Annotated in this window: 14 protein-coding genes and 4 tRNA genes; 6 read left to right on the forward strand and 12 right to left on the reverse strand. The window is 58.3% G+C overall.

Annotated features, from left to right (window positions below; genetic code table 11):
* Positions 1-15 precede the first annotated feature (15 nt).
* From BW43_RS06120 to BW43_RS06075, 10 genes are all read right to left on the reverse strand, one after another.
* A complete protein-coding gene (locus tag BW43_RS06120) occupies positions 16-1,890 on the reverse strand; it encodes a SurA N-terminal domain-containing protein (protein WP_032889907.1) in 1,875 nt (624 codons plus the stop codon).
* Positions 1,891-2,120: 230 nt separating this feature from the next.
* Positions 2,121-2,393, reverse strand: a complete 273-nt coding sequence (locus tag BW43_RS06115; protein WP_003174819.1) for an HU family DNA-binding protein — start codon at positions 2,391-2,393, stop codon at positions 2,121-2,123.
* Positions 2,394-2,542: 149 nt separating this feature from the next.
* Entirely contained in the window at positions 2,543-4,939 is a 2,397-nt protein-coding gene (gene lon, locus BW43_RS06110; protein ID WP_032889909.1) for an endopeptidase La, read from the reverse strand.
* 173 nt (positions 4,940-5,112) lie between these two features.
* Positions 5,113-6,396 carry an ATP-dependent Clp protease ATP-binding subunit ClpX gene (gene clpX, locus BW43_RS06105; RefSeq protein WP_003238279.1) on the reverse strand — a complete coding sequence of 428 codons (1,284 nt, stop codon included), beginning with the start codon at positions 6,394-6,396 and terminating at the stop codon, positions 5,113-5,115.
* Between the two features lie 112 nt (positions 6,397-6,508).
* Positions 6,509-7,144: an ATP-dependent Clp endopeptidase proteolytic subunit ClpP gene (gene clpP, locus BW43_RS06100; RefSeq protein ID WP_003174822.1), complete on the reverse strand. Its 636-nt coding sequence runs from the start codon at positions 7,142-7,144 to the stop codon at positions 6,509-6,511.
* Between the two features lie 91 nt (positions 7,145-7,235).
* A complete protein-coding gene (gene tig / locus BW43_RS06095; RefSeq protein WP_032889911.1) occupies positions 7,236-8,546 on the reverse strand; it encodes a trigger factor in 1,311 nt (436 codons plus the stop codon).
* A gap of 600 nt (positions 8,547-9,146) precedes the next feature.
* Positions 9,147-9,222, reverse strand: a tRNA-His gene (locus BW43_RS06090).
* Between the two features lie 76 nt (positions 9,223-9,298).
* A tRNA-Leu gene (locus BW43_RS06085) sits at positions 9,299-9,383 on the reverse strand.
* A gap of 57 nt (positions 9,384-9,440) precedes the next feature.
* Positions 9,441-9,516 (reverse strand) — tRNA-His (locus BW43_RS06080).
* Between the two features lie 32 nt (positions 9,517-9,548).
* Positions 9,549-9,625, reverse strand: a tRNA-Arg gene (locus BW43_RS06075).
* A 275-nt stretch (positions 9,626-9,900) separates the two neighbouring features.
* Between BW43_RS06075 and folD the strand changes: the two genes are divergently transcribed.
* A complete protein-coding gene (gene folD / locus BW43_RS06070) occupies positions 9,901-10,755 on the forward strand; it encodes a bifunctional methylenetetrahydrofolate dehydrogenase/methenyltetrahydrofolate cyclohydrolase FolD (RefSeq protein WP_032889913.1) in 855 nt (284 codons plus the stop codon).
* Positions 10,756-10,961: 206 nt separating this feature from the next.
* Positions 10,962-11,885 (forward strand): D-alanyl-D-alanine endopeptidase, encoded by a 924-nt coding sequence (gene pbpG, locus BW43_RS06065; RefSeq protein WP_032890050.1) that lies wholly within the window; start codon positions 10,962-10,964, stop codon positions 11,883-11,885.
* 19 nt (positions 11,886-11,904) lie between these two features.
* Here pbpG and BW43_RS06060 read toward each other — a convergent pair whose 3' ends face one another.
* Positions 11,905-12,567, reverse strand: coding sequence for a C39 family peptidase (locus tag BW43_RS06060; RefSeq protein ID WP_081797819.1), 663 nt, complete (start codon positions 12,565-12,567; stop codon positions 11,905-11,907).
* Positions 12,568-12,778: 211 nt separating this feature from the next.
* On the opposite strand from BW43_RS06060, the gene BW43_RS29060 reads away from it, so the two are divergent.
* On the forward strand, positions 12,779-12,931 hold the full coding sequence (locus BW43_RS29060) for a hypothetical protein (RefSeq protein WP_163034900.1): 153 nt from the start codon (positions 12,779-12,781) through the stop codon (positions 12,929-12,931).
* On the opposite strand, the gene BW43_RS06055 is transcribed toward BW43_RS29060, so the two are convergent.
* Positions 12,928-13,338 carry a hypothetical protein gene (locus BW43_RS06055; RefSeq protein WP_032889916.1) on the reverse strand — a complete coding sequence of 137 codons (411 nt, stop codon included), beginning with the start codon at positions 13,336-13,338 and terminating at the stop codon, positions 12,928-12,930. The two genes, BW43_RS29060 and BW43_RS06055, sit on opposite strands and share 4 nt — an antisense overlap.
* Positions 13,339-13,532: 194 nt before the next feature.
* On the opposite strand from BW43_RS06055, the gene BW43_RS06050 reads away from it, so the two are divergent.
* From BW43_RS06050 to BW43_RS06040, 3 genes are read left to right on the forward strand one after another with little or no spacing between them, the layout of a single operon-like run.
* On the forward strand, positions 13,533-16,754 hold the full coding sequence (locus BW43_RS06050; protein WP_032889917.1) for an efflux RND transporter permease subunit: 3,222 nt from the start codon (positions 13,533-13,535) through the stop codon (positions 16,752-16,754).
* Complete coding sequence (locus tag BW43_RS06045) at positions 16,744-17,910, forward strand: efflux RND transporter periplasmic adaptor subunit (RefSeq protein ID WP_032889919.1); 1,167 nt, start codon at positions 16,744-16,746, stop codon at positions 17,908-17,910. The genes BW43_RS06050 and BW43_RS06045 overlap by 11 nt, the downstream gene beginning before the upstream one ends.
* Positions 17,911-17,917: 7 nt before the next feature.
* Positions 17,918-19,336 carry an efflux transporter outer membrane subunit gene (locus BW43_RS06040; RefSeq protein ID WP_032889920.1) on the forward strand — a complete coding sequence of 473 codons (1,419 nt, stop codon included), beginning with the start codon at positions 17,918-17,920 and terminating at the stop codon, positions 19,334-19,336.
* Positions 19,337-19,392 lie beyond the last annotated feature (56 nt).

Here is a 19,392-nt window from a genome sequence, read left to right on the forward strand (position 1 = left end):
TTGTTCAAACCAACATCAGTACTTCTTGATATCAGCCTTGGTTTCCAACTGCTTGCGGTACGCTGCGAAGTCCTGCTGGCCGACACGGGAAGCGAGGAAGCGGCGGTATTGGGCCTTTTCTTCTTCCGATGGGGCTGCAGCTTCATTCACGCCGTTCAAGCGCACGATCGCCAGGCTACCGTCAGCCAGGGTCACGGTGGTGAAGGTCGGCTTGTCCTTGACCGCAGGCTTAGGCATGCGGAACAGGGCTTGCAATACGGCTGGGTCGATCGCTTCCTGGCTACGGGTAGCCGCTTCAGTGACTTTCCACGCCTGACCATCGACCGGCTGGTTCAGCGGTGTCTTGCCATCACGCAGGCTGGCGATCAGCTCGTCAGCGTGAGTCTTGGCAGCCGCGCTGGCGCGCTCCTTGGCCATCTGCGTGCGGATTGCCGCAGCAACGCTTTCCAGCGGCAGTTGCGCAGGTTTGCGGTGCTCTTTGGCACGCAGCACGATGATGGTTTCCGGGTCCAGCTCAATGGCGGTGCTGTTGGCACCTTCATCCAGCACTTCCGGGCTGAACGCAGCGGTGACCACGGCACGGTTGGCCGCGACACCGTCACCACCTTCACGGCCAAACGGTGCGGAGGTGTGCACGGTCAGCTTCAGGTCAGAGGCAGGCTGAGCCAAATCAGAAGCTTCGAATGCCGCATCTTCCAATTGCTTGGTCGCTTCGACAAAACGCTGCTCTACCTGCTGGGCCTTGAGCTCACGGGTCAGTTTGTCTTTCAGGCTGGCGAACGTCGGCACTTGCGGTGCTTCAACGCCCAACAACTTGATCAAGTGCCAACCGAAGGCGCTGCGCACCGGCGTCGAGACCTGGTCCTGTTTCAACGCATACAGGGCCGTTTCGAAGTCCGGATCGTAGACGCCAGGGCCAGCGAAGCCGAGGTCACCGCCGTTGTTGGCAGAGCCAGGATCCTGGGAAAACTCCTTGGCCAGGGCTTCGAACTTCTCACCTTTGGCCAGGCGTGCCTGGATTTCTTCGATCTTAGCCTTGGCTTGCGCGTCGGAAACCTTGTCGTTGACTTCAATCAGGATGTGCGCCGCGCGACGCTGTTCAGCGAGGTTGGCGGTTTCTTTCTGATAGGCCGCCTGCAGTTCATCGTCCTTGACGTTGACCTGGTCGAAGAAAGAAGACTTCTTCAATTCCAGATAGTCGATGACCACCTGGTCCGGGGTCATGAACTCTTTGGCGTGCTGGTCGTAGTAAGCCTTGACCTCTTCGTCGGTGAGCTTCACCGCCGCAGGGTTGGCCTTGATGTTGACGGTGGCGAAATCGCGAGTCTGTTTTTCCAGACGGGCAAATGCGAGCACTTCGGCATCGGTGACAAAGCCGCTACCGGCAATGCCTGCGCGAACCTGACCGATCAGCATTTCCTGGGTCATCATCTGACGGAACTGCAGACGGCTGTAGCCCAACTGACGGATCACCTGGTCAAAGCGTTCGGCGTTGAACTTGCCGTCAACCTGGAATTCCGGCGTTTGCAGGATCACCTGGTCCAATGCAGCTTCAGAGAACCCGAACTTGGAATCGGCAGCACCTTGCAGCAGCAGCTTGCGGTCGATCAGGCCTTTGAGAGCCGCCTCGCGCAGCAGTTTTTCGTCGAGGAGCGAAGCGTCGAAATCCTTGCCCAACTGTTGCATCAGCTGTCGACGTTGCATGTCGACGGCCTGGCTCAGCTCGGTCTGGGTGATTTCTTCACCGTTGACCTTGGCCACGTCCTGCTTGTTAGTACCCGAAGCCTGGAAAATGGCTTCGATACCGGTGAACGCCATCAATGCGACGATGATCCCGATAATGGTCTTGGCAATCCAGCCTTGTGAATTGTCCCTGATATTTTGCAGCATGCGTCCCCCAGAAACGGTTGAACTTCAAAAATTGGCAACCGTGGAGCGTGGGTAGAATCCGGATAGAAGAAAGGCGCATCCGAGGATGCGCCTTCTCGTAACTGGCGGAGCGGACGGGGGGTTGAACTTGCACCCCCGGCGTGGCGACCCAATGGATACGTGGGTCAGCTACCGCTCCGCTGCCAGGCCAGACCTGCGTCCGACCCGGGTAGCAAAGGCTTGAACGAAGCTTAGTTAACGGCTTCTTTCAGGGCTTTACCGGCTTTGAAACCAGGTTTTTTGGCAGCAGCGATTTGCAGTGCTTTGCCAGTCTGTGGGTTGCGGCCAGTGCGAGCTGGGCGGTCAGTCACAGAGAACGTACCGAAGCCTACCAGTACCACGGAGTCGCCGGCCTTCAGAGCGCCAGTGACGGATTCGATTACTGCATCCAGCGCACGGCCAGCAGCAGCTTTCGGGATATCAGCGGATGCAGCAATAGCATCAATCAGTTCCGACTTGTTCACTCTAAGTCCCCTTATATATCTATTGAGTATGATTCTAAGTTTTTTGGTAAACAGCAAAAACCAGTGCTGAATGGCCTACAGACACTTAAGAGCCGCTTTATAACAAGGGCTCTAAAAAGCTGTCAAGGAAGCCTCCAGGCTTATTCACATTAATGCGTGCTAATTCTTTCCTTGGAATCAGACTCTCGTTTTTCATCCTTGGCAACTATCTCCGGAGCCACATCCGGCAAGGGCTCTGGCGCGTATTGCAGCGCAATTTGCAGGACCTCGTCAATCCATTTAACCGGTTTAATCTGAAGATCCTGCTTGATGTTGTCAGGAATTTCCTTCAAGTCGCGAACATTCTCTTCAGGGATGATCACTGTTTTGATACCACCCCGGTGTGCTGCAAGCAATTTCTCTTTCAGACCACCGATGGCCAATACCTGACCACGCAGGGTGATTTCCCCAGTCATGGCAACGTCGGCACGCACCGGGATGCCGGTCAATGCAGACACCAAGGCCGTGCACATGCCTACGCCAGCGCTAGGGCCATCTTTAGGCGTAGCACCTTCCGGCATATGGATGTGAGTGTCATGCTTCTCGTGGAAGTCCAGGGGGATCCCCAGGCTTCTGGCGCGACTGCGCACCACGGTCTGCGCGGCAGTGATGGATTCAACCATCACGTCACCCAGGGAACCGGTCTTGATCAGCTGGCCTTTGCCTGGAATCACAGCAGCCTCGATGGTCAGCAATTCCCCGCCCACCTGGGTCCACGCCAAGCCAGTCACCTGACCGACTTGATCCTGCTGCTCGGCCAGGCCGTAGCGGAATTTCTTCACACCCAGGAAGTGCTCCAAGGAGTCGGCCACCACCTTCACGGAGAAGCGTTTTTCCAGCGCATGCTCTTTGACTGCCTTGCGGCAAATCTTCGCGATCTGGCGCTCAAGGCCCCGCACACCGGCCTCGCGGGTGTAGTAACGCACGATGTCGCGGATCGCTTCGATGTCAAATTCGATCTCGCCCTTCTTCAGGCCATTCGCCGAAATTTGCTTGGGCGCGAGGTACTTGACCGCAATGTTGATCTTCTCGTCCTCGGTGTAACCCGGTAGACGAATCACCTCCATCCGATCCAGCAAGGCCGGCGGGATGTTCATGGAGTTGGAAGTGCAGAGGAACATTACGTCAGACAAGTCGTAGTCGACTTCTAGGTAATGGTCGTTGAAATTATGGTTTTGCTCAGGGTCGAGCACTTCCAGCAACGCCGATGCCGGGTCGCCACGCATGTCGCTGCCCATTTTGTCGATTTCATCAAGCAGGAACAGCGGGTTGCGCACACCCACCTTTGTCATCTTTTGAATCAATCTTCCTGGCATCGAACCGATGTAAGTTCGGCGATGACCACGAATTTCCGCCTCATCACGCACACCGCCGAGCGCCATGCGCACGAATTTGCGGTTAGTCGCACTGGCAATCGATTCGGCGAGAGAGGTTTTACCAACACCTGGAGGGCCGACCAGGCACAACACCGGACCACGAATTTTCTTCACGCGCTTTTGCACGGCGAGGTATTCGAGAATCCGCTCTTTGACTTCTTCGAGGCCATAGTGATCGGCGTCGAGAATTTCCTCGGCACGTGTCAGGTCCAAACGCACTTTGGTCTGGGCCTTCCACGGCACTTGCACCAGCCAGTCGATATACGAGCGCACTACGGTCGCTTCAGCGGACATCGGCGACATCTGCTTGAGCTTGTTCAGCTCGGCATTAGCTTTGGTAAGAGCGTCTTTCGGCAGGCCTGCGGCATCAATGCGCTTTTTCAGCTCTTCGATTTCGTTGTGGCCCTCCTCGCTGTCGCCAAGTTCTTTCTGAATGGCCTTCATCTGCTCATTCAGGTAGTACTCGCGCTGGCTGCGCTCCATTTGTTTCTTCACGCGACCACGAATGCGCTTCTCAACCTGCAACAGGTCGATTTCGGCATCCAGCAACGCTAGGACATGTTCAACACGGGCCGACAGGTCGATGATTTCGAGGATGTCTTGCTTCTGCTCGATCTTCAGCGCCATGTGTGCGGCCATGGTGTCGACCAGACGGCTTGGCTCATCAATGCTATTGAGGGAAGACAGGACCTCAGCCGGGACTTTTTTGCCCAACTGCACATACTGCTCGAACTGCGAGAGCAGGCTGCGTACAAAAACTTCGGATTCGCGCTCAGGGGCTTCGACTTCGTCGATCAGCGCCACTTCGGCGCGCAGGTGACCATCCACCTCCATGAAACGCTCTACAGCACCTCGTTGCTCGCCTTCTACCAGCACCTTGACGGTGCCATCAGGCAGTTTGAGCAGTTGCAGGACAGTAGCAATTGTACCGACGCGATACAGGGCGTCTTCGCCTGGATCATCATCGGCAGGATTTCTCTGGGCCAACAGCAGGATCTGCTTGTCGCCCGTCATCGCTGCCTCAAGGGCTTCGATAGACTTCTCGCGCCCCACGAACAGCGGGATAACCATGTGCGGATAAACGACGACATCACGCAACGGCAGGAGAGGCAATTCAATGGTTGTCTTCATGATTTCGCCTCTATGACAGTTGAAAAATAAGCTTGAAACCAAGATGGGGGCTGCATGCAAAAAAAACAAGCTTATTGCCAGCAGTTAAACGCAGTAAACGCTTCAAGATGAAAGTCGCACAAAAAACAAAGGGGCCCTAGGGGCCCCTTGTTTGTACCGAAACTGCGAAACGCTTACGCGTCTGGCGCAGCTTTGGCAGTCGGCTCACTGTTCTCGTAGATATACAGCGGCTTGGACTTACCTTCTATAACGCTTTCGTCGATCACCACTTTACTCACCTCAGACTGCGAGGGAATTTCGTACATGGTGTCGAGCAACACGCCTTCAAGGATAGAACGCAGACCACGTGCACCGGTCTTGCGCTCCAGCGCCCGCTTGGCTACCGACTTGAGGGCATCAGTACGGAACTCAAGGTCCACACCTTCCATCTCAAACAGCTTGGCGTACTGCTTGGTCAGGGCATTTTTCGGCTCGGTGAGGATCTGAATCAGAGCAGCCTCATCCAACTCGTCCAATGTGGCCAGGACCGGCAAACGGCCAACGAATTCCGGGATCAGACCGAACTTGACCAGATCGTCAGGCTCAACCTCACGCAGGGACTCGCCCACCTTCTTGCCTTCTTCCTTGCTGCGCACTTCTGCACTGAAACCGATACCGCCCCGGGTGGAACGTTGCTGAATAACTTTTTCCAGCCCAGAGAACGCACCGCCACAGATGAACAGGATGTTACGCGTATCAACCTGAAGGAATTCCTGCTGCGGGTGCTTGCGGCCGCCTTGTGGCGGTACGGAAGCAACCGTGCCTTCAATCAGCTTCAACAGAGCCTGCTGCACGCCCTCACCAGAAACGTCCCGGGTGATCGACGGGTTGTCAGACTTGCGCGAGATCTTGTCGATTTCGTCGATATAGACAATACCCATCTGGGCCTTCTCTACGTCGTAATCGCACTTCTGCAGCAGTTTCTGAATGATGTTCTCGACGTCCTCACCCACGTAGCCAGCCTCAGTGAGGGTGGTAGCGTCGGCGATGGTGAACGGAACATTCAGCAGACGAGCGAGGGTTTCTGCAAGCAGGGTTTTACCCGAGCCTGTAGGACCGATCAGCAAGATGTTGCTCTTGCCGAGTTCGACTTCGTCGCCTTTCTTGTCACGCTGGTTCAGACGCTTGTAGTGGTTGTACACCGCTACGGCCAGAACCTTCTTTGCACGCTCTTGACCAATCACATATTGATCAAGGATGCCGCTGATTTCTTTAGGCGAAGGCAGTTTATGCGCGCTGCTCTCGGCCTGTGCTTCCTGCACCTCCTCGCGGATGATGTCATTGCACAGGTCGACGCACTCGTCGCAGATAAACACCGAGGGGCCGGCAATCAACTTGCGTACTTCATGCTGGCTTTTGCCACAGAAGGAGCAATAGAGCAGCTTGCCGTTGTCCTCGCCGTTGCGGGTGTCAGTCATTCGTTCGATCCAAATCCGATAGGCTTGCAACACAAGATGAAGGCTTATGCGGGCTTTTTCAAGCCCGCCGATGATCGGACACGCCGACCAGCCCTATTTTGAGCGGCTTATATTAAGCGGGGCGCTTTTCGATCACTGCATCGATCAACCCGTATTCACGTGCGGCTTCGGCGCTCATGAAGTTGTCGCGGTTGGTGTCGCGCTCGATTTCTTCCAGCGTGTGCCCGCTGTGCTTGGCCATCAGCGTGTTAAGACGTTCGCGGATGAAGAGGATTTCCTTAGCGTGGATTTCGATGTCCGACGCTTGGCCCTGGAAACCGCCCAGTGGCTGGTGAATCATCACGCGCGAGTTCGGCAGGCAGTAACGCTTGCCCTCGGCACCCGCCGTCAGCAGGAACGCGCCCATGCTGCAGGCCTGGCCAATGCAGGTCGTCGAGACGTTAGGCTTGATGAACTGCATGGTGTCGTAGATCGACATACCTGCCGTCACCGAACCGCCCGGCGAGTTGATGTAGAGATGGATGTCCTTGTCCGGGTTTTCCGCTTCAAGGAACAGCAGTTGCGCACAGATCAGGTTGGCCATGTAGTCCTCTACCGGGCCCACCAGAAAGATCACTCGCTCCTTGAGCAGGCGCGAGTAGATGTCGTAGGCGCGCTCGCCACGAGCAGACTGCTCGACAACCATCGGGACCAAGCCGCCTGCGGCCTGGATATCAGAGTTCTGCTGAATATAGGAATTACGGAACATGCTCTGCAGTTACTCCCAAATAGTCATGTCTTGAAAACGCATAAGCCAGCGCGAGGCTGGCTTATGGTTGAATTTCCAACGAGTTGGACAATCAGTCGGCTTGTGCTGCTTCCGCCGGCTTGACTGCTTCTTCGTAAGAGACCGCTTTATCGGTCACCTTAGCCTTCTGCAGAACAGTATCCACAACTTGTTCTTCCAGCACAACCGAACGCACTTCGTTCAGTTGCTGGTCGTTCTTGTAGTACCAAGCCACAACCTGCTCAGGCTCCTGGTAGGCCGAAGCCATTTCCTGGATCATTTCGCGAACGCGATCTTCGTCAGGCTTGAGGTCGAACTGCTTGACCACTTCAGCCACGACCAAACCCAGCACAACGCGACGCTTGGCTTGCTCTTCGAACAGCTCGGCAGGCAGTTGGTCAGGCTTGATATTGCCACCAAACTGCTGAACCGCTTGAACGCGCAGGCGATCCACTTCATTGGACAGCAAAGCCTTAGGCACTTCGATCGGGTTGGCAGCCAGCAGACCGTCCATGACCTGATTCTTAACCTTGGACTTGATGGCCTGGCGCAGCTCGCGCTCCATGTTCTTGCGAACTTCGGTGCGGAAGCCTTCGATGCCGGTTTCCTTGATACCAAACTGATTGAAGAACTCTTCGTTCAGCTCTGGCAGCTTAGGCTCGGAAACGCTGTTGACGGTCACGGTGAACTCGGCAGCTTTGCCAGCCAAGTCCAGATTTTGGTAGTCAGCAGGGAAAGTCAGGTTCAGAACACGCTCTTCGCCAGCTTTGGCGCCAACCAGGCCGTCTTCGAAACCAGGAATCATGCGGTTGGAGCCCAGTACCAATTGGGTACCCTTGGCAGAGCCACCAGCGAACACTTCGCCGTCAACCTTGCCAACGAAATCGATGTTCAGCTGGTCTTCGTTCTGGGCGGCACGATCGGCCACTTCGAAACGAGTGTTCTGCTTGCGCAGGATTTCCAGCATGTTGTCCAGGTCGGAATCAGCGACATCAGCGCTCAGGCGCTCGATTTCGATACCGTCGAAACCAGCGACTTCGAACTCTGGGAACACTTCAAATACGGCAACATATTCCAGGTCCTTGCCAGCTTCCAGGGACTTAGGCTCGATCGAAGGCGAGCCAGCTGGGTTCAGCTTTTGCTCAACAACGGCTTCGTAGAAGGAAGCCTGGATCACGTCACCTACAGCTTCTTGACGCGCATCAGCACCAAAACGGCGCTTGATTTCGCTCATCGGCACTTTGCCTGGACGGAAACCAGCGATCTTGGCCTTTTGGGCAGTCTGCTGCAGACGCTTGTTGACCGCAGTCTCGATACGCTCTGCCGGCACGGTGATGCTCAGGCGGCGCTCAAGAGCAGTAGTATTTTCAACAGAAACTTGCATGAATATTCCTCGTTGCACAGACGTTAGCCGGCCGTTTCCGACCCCAGAATCAAGGGCATGCATTCTAGAGGGTCAAACTCAAGAAGTCACCCTACTGGAAACGGGTAAAAAAACAGCAGGCCATTTGTAGGTTCAAGTGCACGCGTGCACCTCAGCCCGTTAGCAAATACAGCTCATCACGCCAGGGCTCTGCGCCAACCCTTCTATATATAGAAGGACCAGGAACGCAGCCCCCGGCAGCCAGCCTTGCGAGCAAGACCGGCGACAGGGAAGCAGCATCGAGAAACACAAATACGATGAAGCGCCCCGCCCTTGAAACTCGAAACGCTTAAACGAAAACGGCACAGCCCTTTTCAGGTACTGCGCCGTTATCGCTATTTAATAGCGGTACTGACCTCTCTATAGACGAGCATCAGTCCTACACGTTCAAAACCGGCAACGATTCTAACGCCAAGGCATTGAGAATGCTTGCTTTTTTGACAACCATAATCTCTAGGCGCCTCGCACTACTCGACCGCAACCGCCCACAGAAACAAGACCCGGCTTTTTCCAGATGCAAAAAAAAGCGCCAGATCAGTGATCTGGCGCTTTTTCAAAATATGGGGTGGACGAAGGGGATCGAACCCTCGACAACGGGAGTCACAATCCCGTGCTCTACCAACTGAGCTACGCCCACCATATTGCATTAACAAAGAACTCGAACATCTTCTTTGTTGACCCCACCCAGCCTGACGGCTTGGCGAAGCTTTAATTGGTGCGGATGAAGAGACTCGAACTCTTACGCCTCGCGGCGCTGGAACCTAAATCCAGTGTGTCTACCAATTCCACCACATCCGCGTTTGAAGCTCTTAAAGCAAAGGCGCCAGACGATTAATCTGGCGCCTTTTCAAAATATGGGGTGGACGAAGGGGATCGAACCCTCGACAACGGGAGTCACAATCCCGTGCTCTACCAACTGAGCTACGCCCACCATATAGCGCTACTTGTGCCAAAGCTGCCTAATGGCGCACCCGGCAGGACTCGAACCTGCGACCATCCGCTTAGAAGGCGGATGCTCTATCCAGCTGAGCTACGGGCGCCTTATTAATCTGTACTCTTGGAGGATTACAAACTAAGTGCTTCCAGCCTTGCAGTACAACAATTCTGCTCGACCTTCTTAACCAGTGCTAGGCTGTGCCCGACAAGTGCGACGAATAGTATAGAGGGCCCGGAAACCCGTCAAATCTTTTTTGAAAAAAATTCATTTTATTTAAGGGGTTAGGCCAATTTGCAGACCAAGCGCCTTTGCCCTCACGCCGTGGCGTGCGAGAATGCGCGCACTTTTCCTCTCCCTCTCGATGGTTAATCACGCGTAATGACTGCACAACTTATCGACGGCAAATCAATCGCCGCCAGCCTGCGCCAGCAGATCGCCAAACGAGTCACCGAGCGCAGCCAGCAAGGCCTGCGCACGCCTGGTCTCGCGGTGATCCTGGTCGGCAGCGATCCTGCCTCTCAGGTTTATGTCTCGCACAAGCGTAAAGACTGTGAAGAGGTCGGCTTTATATCCAAGGCCTATGACCTGCCTGCCGCCACCACCCAAGAGGCACTCACCGATCTGATCGACGGCCTCAACGACAACCCCGCGATCGACGGCATCCTCCTGCAACTGCCACTGCCCGAGCACTTGGACGCGTCCAAGCTGCTGGAGCGTATCCGCCCGGACAAAGACGTCGACGGCTTCCATCCTTACAATGTCGGCCGCCTGGCCCAGCGCATCCCCCTGCTGCGCCCGTGCACGCCAAAAGGCATCATGACCCTGCTGGAAAGTACCGGTGTCGATCTGTACGGCCTTGATGCAGTTGTGGTCGGCGCGTCCAACATTGTCGGTCGCCCGATGGCCATGGAGCTGCTGCTGGCCGGCTGCACCGTGACCGTTACCCACCGCTTCACCAAGGACCTGGCAGGCCACGTTGGTCGTGCCGACCTCGTTGTCGTAGCCGCCGGCAAGCCGGGCCTGGTCAAGGGTGAATGGATCAAGGAAGGCGCCATCGTTATCGACGTGGGCATCAACCGTCAGGAAGACGGCAAGCTGGTAGGCGATGTGGTGTACGACACTGCCCTGCCCCGCGCTGGCTGGATCACCCCGGTGCCAGGCGGCGTCGGCCCGATGACCCGCGCTTGCCTGCTGGAGAACACCCTGTACGCCGCAGAGACCCTGCACGGTTAATAACCAGTCGTACTGAAAAAGCCCTGCCTTATCGCAGGGCTTTTTATTGCCCGAAAAAACCTGTTTTTTCTTAGTTTTTAAGCACTTTCGTCTGGTTTTAGAAGAACATTCGACACTCCATCGTCCATACTCCTAAAATGTAACGGCATTTATCAAAGAAACCGTTGCTCAACGGTATTTCCTACTTTTTTAGCGAGTTCATCCGCGTGAAAATTCGTCTTTCTATTGCCAGCCTATTTTTTGCGTTCACAGGCACCTTTGCGCACGCCGCCGAATCCACCCAGGCGCCGCGCGACCCATCCAAACTGCAGATCGCATCCGGCAGCGCCATGCTGGTGGACCTGCAGACCAACAAGGTCATCTACGCCAGCAACCCCGACGTAGTAGTGCCGATTGCGTCGGTGAGCAAGTTGATGACCGGCCTGATCGTGCTTGAAGCCAAGCAGAACATGGATGAGTACATCGACATCAACATCAAAGACACGCCGGAAATGAAAGGCGTGTTCTCCCGCGTAAAAATCGGCAGCGAAATGCCTCGCAAGGAAATGCTGCTGATCGCCCTGATGTCATCGGAAAACCGCGCCGCCGCCAGCCTGGCCCACCACTATCCGGGGGGCTACCCGGCATTTATCGCGGCGATGAACGCCAAGGCCAAGGCGCTGGGCATGACCAACACCCACTATGTTGAACCCACCGGCCTGTCGATCCACAACGTGTCCACCGCCCGAGACCTGAGCAAGCTGTTGGCTGCCGCACGGCACTACCCGCTGCTCAGCCAGTTGAGCACCACGAAGGAAAAGACCGTTGCGTTCCGCAAGCCCAACTACACCCTGGGTTTCTCCAACACTGATCACCTGATCAACCGCGCCAACTGGGATATCAAGTTGACCAAGACCGGCTTCACTAACCAGGCCGGCCATTGCCTGGTGCTGGTGACCAGCATGGGTAATCGCCCGGTGTCGCTGGTGATCCTGGATGCGTTCGGCAAGTTCACGCACTTTGCCGATGCCAGCCGTATTCGCAGCTGGGTCGAGACTGGCAAGGGCGGTTCGGTGCCGGACGTGGCATTGCGCTACAAGGCCGACAAAAATCTGAAGAACCGCTCGAATGCGGCGCAAGCCCACCGTTAAAGGGCGCCGCACCACATTTTTATCGGTGTTCTGACAATACTTTAAGCGCCTGGGCCGCCGCCTGCTCCTGCCCGGCTTGGGCCGTCGCATTTGCCGCCTCGCGCCAACGCTGGGCATCCACATTCGCTGGCAACTGGCTCGGACGCTGGGTGAGGATCGCCCAGTGCCCGGCGCTTGCCCACTTCGATTCAAAGTCGCTGAAGCTCATCAATAAACGCCGGTCCATGCCCGAGCGCAGCAGAACCGTGCTTTTCTGCTGATTGAAGCCCACCACGACGACATAGTGCGCATCCGACCACAGCCCGCCGCCCACCCGCGCCATCACCGGATAACCCGCCGCCACTTGCGCCAGCACGGCCGTCAGTTTGGCATCCAGTGGATACACCATCAGCCCGTACTCACGCGCCAACACTTGCATGTTGCGCTCCAGGTCCGCTTCGCCGCCCGGCAAACGCAGCGGCTTATCCAGCAAACCCGGTGTCATGACAATGCCTTGTTGCGACAGCATGCTGGCTAATGCCGTAGGACCACTCTGATAAGCCTCGCTGCGAAAGGTCGGCACACCATTGAGTTCGACGCGCTCCGGCAAGCCCGGCAGTTTCGAAGGATGCCCGGAACAGGCCGCGAGGCCCATGGCGCAGGCCAGCAACAGGGATGATTTAACGTTCGACCGTAACCGCAATTTTTTACTCTCTTGATCAACTGCCGGTAAGGGCCCTGATCATAGGGCGCTCGGCCACGCGGGTATAGCCCAAAGCCAGGGTTTACCGCCTGAGATAGAGCAAACAAGTTGGATGAACACGACCATTGGTCAATAGCAGGCAACCGTCAGGTAGCTAGACTGTCCATTGAGAAGACTGTGTGTGCCCCGTACTGGGCGAAAGGAGGCCTGAATGAGCCTTGCAACGACGATTGTGATGTTGATCTGCGGTTGGCTGGCGGTTGCCGGCGCCATGTTGTGGGGGGTGTTGCGCATTACCCGTCGGCACCATCACCCCCACGTAAAACCTGCCAAGCCCCTAAAGGCAGCGGCACACCACGCCTAGCCAGGCATGCAATTGAAGTCCCGCGTCGCCGCAACTTCCTTGCCGTGGCCATCCTTTAAGGATGCACGCACGGTGGTGCCCAGGCTGGATTCCACCAGCGTGTAGTGCTCACCCGCCTTAAAGGCTTCGTATTCGACCCGGCCTTGGCAATCCCGCTGATTGTCGTCGCCGGGCTCCTCTTCGTACAACGTAACATCCAGGCTGTGAGCCCCCGGTGTCACCTCGAAATAGCGCCCGTCATCCACACGCCTGCCGTCCACGCGCTCAGCCAGCAAGTCATTCGGGGCATCCTCTGTCAGACCAATCCAGGCCTCACTCGGATCCGCTTTAGGGATCGGGCCGGCGCACGCCGACAGCAGCAATACGACACCCAATGCAGGGATCAACAACAGAGGTTTAAGTGACATGGCAGTGCTCCAAAAAGACGATATGTCCGATGGGTGACAAGCGTGACCAGCAGCGCTGCTTGGAACAAATGAATCCATATGAAACGATCTTCAGCCCTTACCTAAATGTTCCTTCACCTGGCTGAAAGGCGCGTGTTAGGTGGGTCGGGCAAGACTGCCGGGGTTTGCAATCCTGCTCCCTCGGAGGTTCACGCATGCTCGGGCTGGTAAAGACCGCACTGCAAAAGCCCTACACGTTTATCGTGTTGGCCATATTTATCTGCATCATCGGGCCGATGGCGGCCCTGCGTACTCCCACCGACGTGTTCCCCGATATCGGCATCCCTGTGGTCGCCGTGGTCTGGCAGTACAACGGCCTGTCGCCGGACGCCATGGCGGGCCGCGTGATCTACACCTACGAACGCTCCCTGAGCACCACCGTCAACGACATCGAACATATCGAATCCCAATCCCTGCCTGGGATGGGCATCGTGAAAATCTTCTTCCAACCCGGCGTCGATATCCGCACCGCCAATGCCCAAGTGACCGCCGTGTCACAAACCGTGCTCAAGCAAATGCCGCCGGGCATCACGCCGCCGCTGATCCTCAACTACAGCGCGTCCACGGTGCCGATCCTGCAAATGGCGTTTTCCAGCCCAAGCCTCTCGGAAGCCAAGATCCGCGACCTGGTGCAGAACAACATCCGCCTGCCGTTGAGCGCCCTGCCCGGCCTGGCCATGCCCACACCGATGGGTGGCAAGCAGCGTCAGATCACCCTCGACCTCGACCCGCAAGCGCTGGCTGCCAAAGGCCTGTCGGCCCAGGATGTGGGCAATGCCCTGGCGCTGCAGAATCAGATCATTCCGGTGGGCACCGCCAAGCTCGGCCCCAACGAATACACCATCCTGCTCAACAACAGCCCCAAGGCCATCGATGAGCTTAACGACCTGCCGATCAAGACCGTCGACGGCGCGTTGATCACCATCGGCCAGGTTGCCCACGTGCGTGACGGCTCGCCGCCGCAGACCAACATCGTGCGCGTCGACGGTCATCGCGCAGTGCTGATGCCGGCGTTGAAAAACGGCAGCATTTCCACCCTGTCGATCATCGACGGTATCCGTGGAATGCTGCCGCGCATCAACGAGACCCTACCACCGTCACTGAAGACCTCGTTGCTGGGCGACGCCTCGGTGTTCGTCAAGCAATCGGTGGGCAGCGTGGCCCAGGAAGGCATCATCGCCGCGCTGCTGACCAGCGCAATGATCCTGCTGTTCCTCGGCAGCTGGCGCTCCACGATCATTATTGCGGCGTCGATTCCTCTGGCAGTGCTCTCAGCGATAGCGCTGCTGGCCGTCAGCGGGCAAACCCTCAACGTCATGACCCTCGGCGGGCTGGCGTTGGCGGTGGGGATCCTGGTGGACGACGCCACGGTGACCATCGAAAACATCAACTGGCACCTGGAACAAGGCAAGGCGGTGAAGACCGCGATCCTCGACGGCGCCGCGCAAATTGTCGGCCCGGCGTTCGTCTCGCTGCTGTGCATCTGCATCGTGTTCGTGCCGATGTTCCTGCTGCAAGGCATTGCCGGTTATCTGTTCCGGCCCATGGCGCTGGCGGTGATCTTTGCCATGGCCAGCTCGTTCATTCTTTCGCGCACCCTGGTGCCGACGCTGGCGATGTTCCTGCTCAAGCCGCATACGCCGGAACAAGGCGCGGGGCATCATCCGGAAGATGAATTCATCAACCACCATGAGGGTGAGCAGCACACGAAACCGCGCACTGCCGCGCTGCAAGCCGTGCTGAATTTCCAGCAAGGGTTCGAGCGCCACTTCTCGAATATCCGCGACACCTACCATGGCTTGCTGACATTGGCCCTGGGTCATCGCAAGCGCTTTATCGTGGGTTTTCTGGCCTGTGTGCTCGCCTCATTCCTGCTATTGCCCAGCCTTGGCCAGGACTTTTTCCCAGCCACGGATGCCGGTGCGTTGGCCCTGCATGTGCGCCTGCCGCTGGGCACGCGCATCGAAGAAAGCGCCGCCGCCTTCGACCGCATTGAAGCGCGGATCCGTGAGGTCATCCCTGCCGAAGAACTGGACACCATTGTCGATAACATTGGCATCCCGCTCAGCGGCATCGACATGGCCTACAGCAGCAGCGGCACCATCGGCCCGCAGGATGGCGACATTCAAGTCAGCCTGAAAAAACACCACGCGCCCACCGCCGACTACGTGAAAAAACTGCGTGAAGCGCTGCCGCAAAGTTTTCCCGGCAGCCACTTCGCGTTCCTGCCGGCGGACATCAGCAGCCAGATCCTCAACTTCGGCGCGCCGGCGCCGCTGGACGTGAAAATCTCCGGGCGCAGCGATGAAGAAAACCGCGCCTATGCCGTCGAGCTGGAACGTCGCCTGCAACACGTGCCCGGCATCGCCGACCTGCGCATACAGCAGTCAACCGGCTACCCGTCGCTGCAGGTGAATGTCGACCGCCTGCGCGCCAACGGCCTGGGCATTACCGAGCGCGACGTGACCAACAGCATGGTCGCCTCTCTCGCCGGCAGCTCGCAAACCGCGCCGACCTTCTGGCTCAACCCGGCCAACGGCGTGTCCTATTCCATCGTCGCCGCCACCCCGCAATACCGCCTCGACAGCCTTCCGTCACTGGAAGCGCTGCCCGTCACCGGTGCCAACGGGCAGTCGCAGATCCTCGGCGGTGTGGCAACTATCTCCCGTGTGCAAAGCCCGGCGGTGGTGACCCACTACAACATCGAACCGACCCTGGACCTGTACGCCAATGTGCAAGGCCGCGACCTCGGCGGCGTAGCCCGCGACGTGCAAAAGGTGCTGGATGACACCGCGTCCATGCGCCCAAAAGGCGCGACGATCAGCCTGCACGGGCAGATCGACGCGCTGCATGAAGCCTTCAGCGGCTTGAGCTTCGGCCTGCTTGGCGCGGTGGTGCTGATCTACCTGCTGATCGTGGTCAACTTCCAATCGTGGGCCGACCCGTTTGTGATCATCACGGCCCTGCCTGCCGCACTTGCGGGGATCGTGTGGATGCTCTTCCTCAGCGGCACCTCGTTGTCGGTGCCCGCCTTGACCGGCGCGATCCTGTGCATGGGCGTAGCCACTGCCAACTCAATCCTGGTGGTGAGCTTCTGCCGCGAGCGCCTGGCCGAACATGGTGATGCGCTCAAGGCCGCGCTGGAGGCCGGTTACACGCGCTTCCGCCCGGTGTGCATGACCGCCCTGGCGATGATCATCGGCATGTTGCCCCTGGCGCTGTCCGAGGAGCAAAACGCGCCGCTGGGCCGTGCGGTGATCGGTGGTTTGATCTTCGCCACCATCGCCACCCTGTTGTTTGTTCCCGTGGTCTTCAGCCTGGTCCACGGGCGTCACCCTAGTCGCGCAGTTGCAGGAGAAACCCCACATGTCGTCTGATCACAAACCCTCGCGCAAGCGCCTGATGCTCATGGGTGTCGGCGGCCTGACCGTGGCTGCCCTGTTGGTCGCCAACGGCTTGCATGCCCGCACGCTGCACGAGCAATCGGTCACCGCCTGGACAGAGACCGCCGCCATCCCGCAAGTGATGGTGTTTCAACCCAAGCAGAATGTGGCAGGCGATACCTTGCGCCTGCCGGCGCACCTTGAGGCGTGGAGCAAGGCGCCGATCCACGCCCGGGTCAGCGGTTATTTGAAGGACTGGACAGTCGACATCGGCCGCCAGGTCAAGGCCGGGCAAGTCCTCGCCGAAATCGACAGCCCCGACCTCGACCAGCAACTGGCGCAAGCCCATGCACGCTTGGTGCAGGAACAGGCCAATGCGCGCCTCGCTGCAACCACCGCAACCCGATGGCAAAACCTGCTGGCGAGCCACTCCGTATCGCGCCAGGAAGCCGATGAAAAAACCTCCAACGCCGCGGCCGCCAAAGCCAATGCCCAGGCTGCTGCTGCCGACTATGCGCGGCTGTCCGCACTGGAAGGCTACAAGACAATTCGCGCGCCGTTCGCCGGCACCATCACGGCGCGCAACACCGATATCGGCCAATTGATCAAGGCCGACACCGACAGCGACCCGGAGTTGTTCAGCATCGCGGATACGCACCAGCTGCGCCTTTATGTACCCGTGCCACAGAACTACGCGGCAGTGATTCACCCCGGCCTGGAAGCCCGGCTCACCGTGCCCGAACACCCTGGCGAGCACTTCAAGGCACGGCTGATCGGCGACTCCACTGCCATCGACCGCCGCTCCGGCACCCTGCTCGCGCAGTTCGTGGTCGACAATCCCGACGACGCGCTACTGCCAGGTGATTACGCCGAAGCCACGCTGCCGATTCCGGCCGACACCCATGGTGTGAGCATCCCGGCCAGCGCGTTGATCTTTCGCGCCCAAGGCACCCAGGTCGCGATACTGGATGGGCAGAACCATGTGCACCTGCAAGCCATCCATATCGGCCTCGACCTGGGCGAACGCCTGGTAATCGACCAGGGCCTGAAACCTGCCGACCGCGTGGTCGATAACCCGCCCGACGCTCTGCGCGAAGGCGACGCTGTGCAACTGGCCGACGCCGGAGGTGCGCATGCGCGTAAGGCTTAAGGTGCGCATGCGCACAGGGCTTAAACCACTCGCTGCGTTGACGCTGCTGGTATTGCAAGGTTGCTCGATGGCGCCGAGCTACAAGGTGCCGTCGATTGACCTGCCAGCCAACTACCGCGAACAGACCAGCGACGGCCACTGGCACAGCGCGCAGCCGTCCGACCAACTGGCTCCCGAATGGTGGAAGCTCTACAACGATTCGCGCCTGAATGACCTGCAACAGCAATTGCTCAAGGCCAACCCGGACTTGGCTGCAGCGCTGGCGCACTTCGATGCGTCCCAAGCCTATGCCAGTCAGTTACATGCCGGGCTGTTCCCGCAGATTACCGCCAGCGCACAACCGTTGCGCCAGCGCCAATCTGACTCGCGGCCGCTACGGGGGGAGACGCAGCCGTCGGTGTACAACAGCAACACCGGCGGTTTTTCGTTGAGTTACGACCTGGACCTGTGGGGCAAAATTCGCAATCAGGTCGCGGCCGGTGATGCCCAGGCGCAAGCGTCCGGGGATGATCTGGCGGTGGCCCGCCTGAGTTTGCAGCGTCAGTTGGCGACCTTGTACGTGCAGCTCAATGGGCTGGATGCACAGAGCCGGATTCTTACTGGCTCGCTGGAGGATTTCAGCCAGGCACTGCAACTGACCCGAAGCCGTTACGAGGGCCAGATAGCCTCGGAGCTGGACCTGACCCGTGCGCAAAATCAACTGGCGCAGGCCAGGGCACAATTGGATGAGGTACGCGGGCAACGCAACCTCACCGAGCACGCCATCGGTGAATTGGTGGGTGTGGCAGCCAGCGACTTTACGCTGCCGCCCGGCCAGCAACTGATCGCCCTGCCGGGGGTTCCCTCGCAGCTGCCAAGCCACCTGCTGCAACGTCGCCCGGACATTGCGGCGGCAGAACGCCGGGTGTTTGCGGCCAACGCGAATATCGGCGTAGCCAAGGCGGCGTGGTATCCGGATTTCAGTTTGACCGGGCTGATCGGCGGGCAGACGCAGGGCGTGGGGAATTTGCTCTCGGCGGGTAATCGGTATTGGGCGCTGGGGCCGTTGGTGAACCTGCCGATCTTTGACGGTGGCCGCCTAAGTGCCAATGAACGCCAGGCCAAAGCCGAATTTGAAGAAGCGTCCGCGCAGTACCGCAGCCAGGTACTGAAGGCCGTGCGCGAGGTGGAAGATAACCTCGCGCAACTGCGGGATTTGCAGCAGGAAGCGCAGGATGAGCAAGCGGCGGCGGACGCGGCGCAACATACGCAATCGCTGGCGATGAACAGCTATCAAGCGGGTGCGGTGAGTTACCTGGATGTGGTGACGGCGCAGACGGCGGCGTTGCAAGCGCAACGGACATTGCAGGCGGTGCAGACGCGGCAGCTGCAGGCCAGTGTAGGACTCCTGACGGCACTCGGCGGCGGCTGGCAACCTGGCGCCTGACATCACCTCCAGGCACAGTTCAAGCTAAATCCAGGAGAGAGCTTGCCCCCGATAGC

This window comes from Pseudomonas sp. RIT357 (genome assembly GCF_000632245.1).
In the GTDB taxonomy this organism is placed as follows: Bacteria; Pseudomonadota; Gammaproteobacteria; order Pseudomonadales; family Pseudomonadaceae; genus Aquipseudomonas; species Aquipseudomonas sivasensis.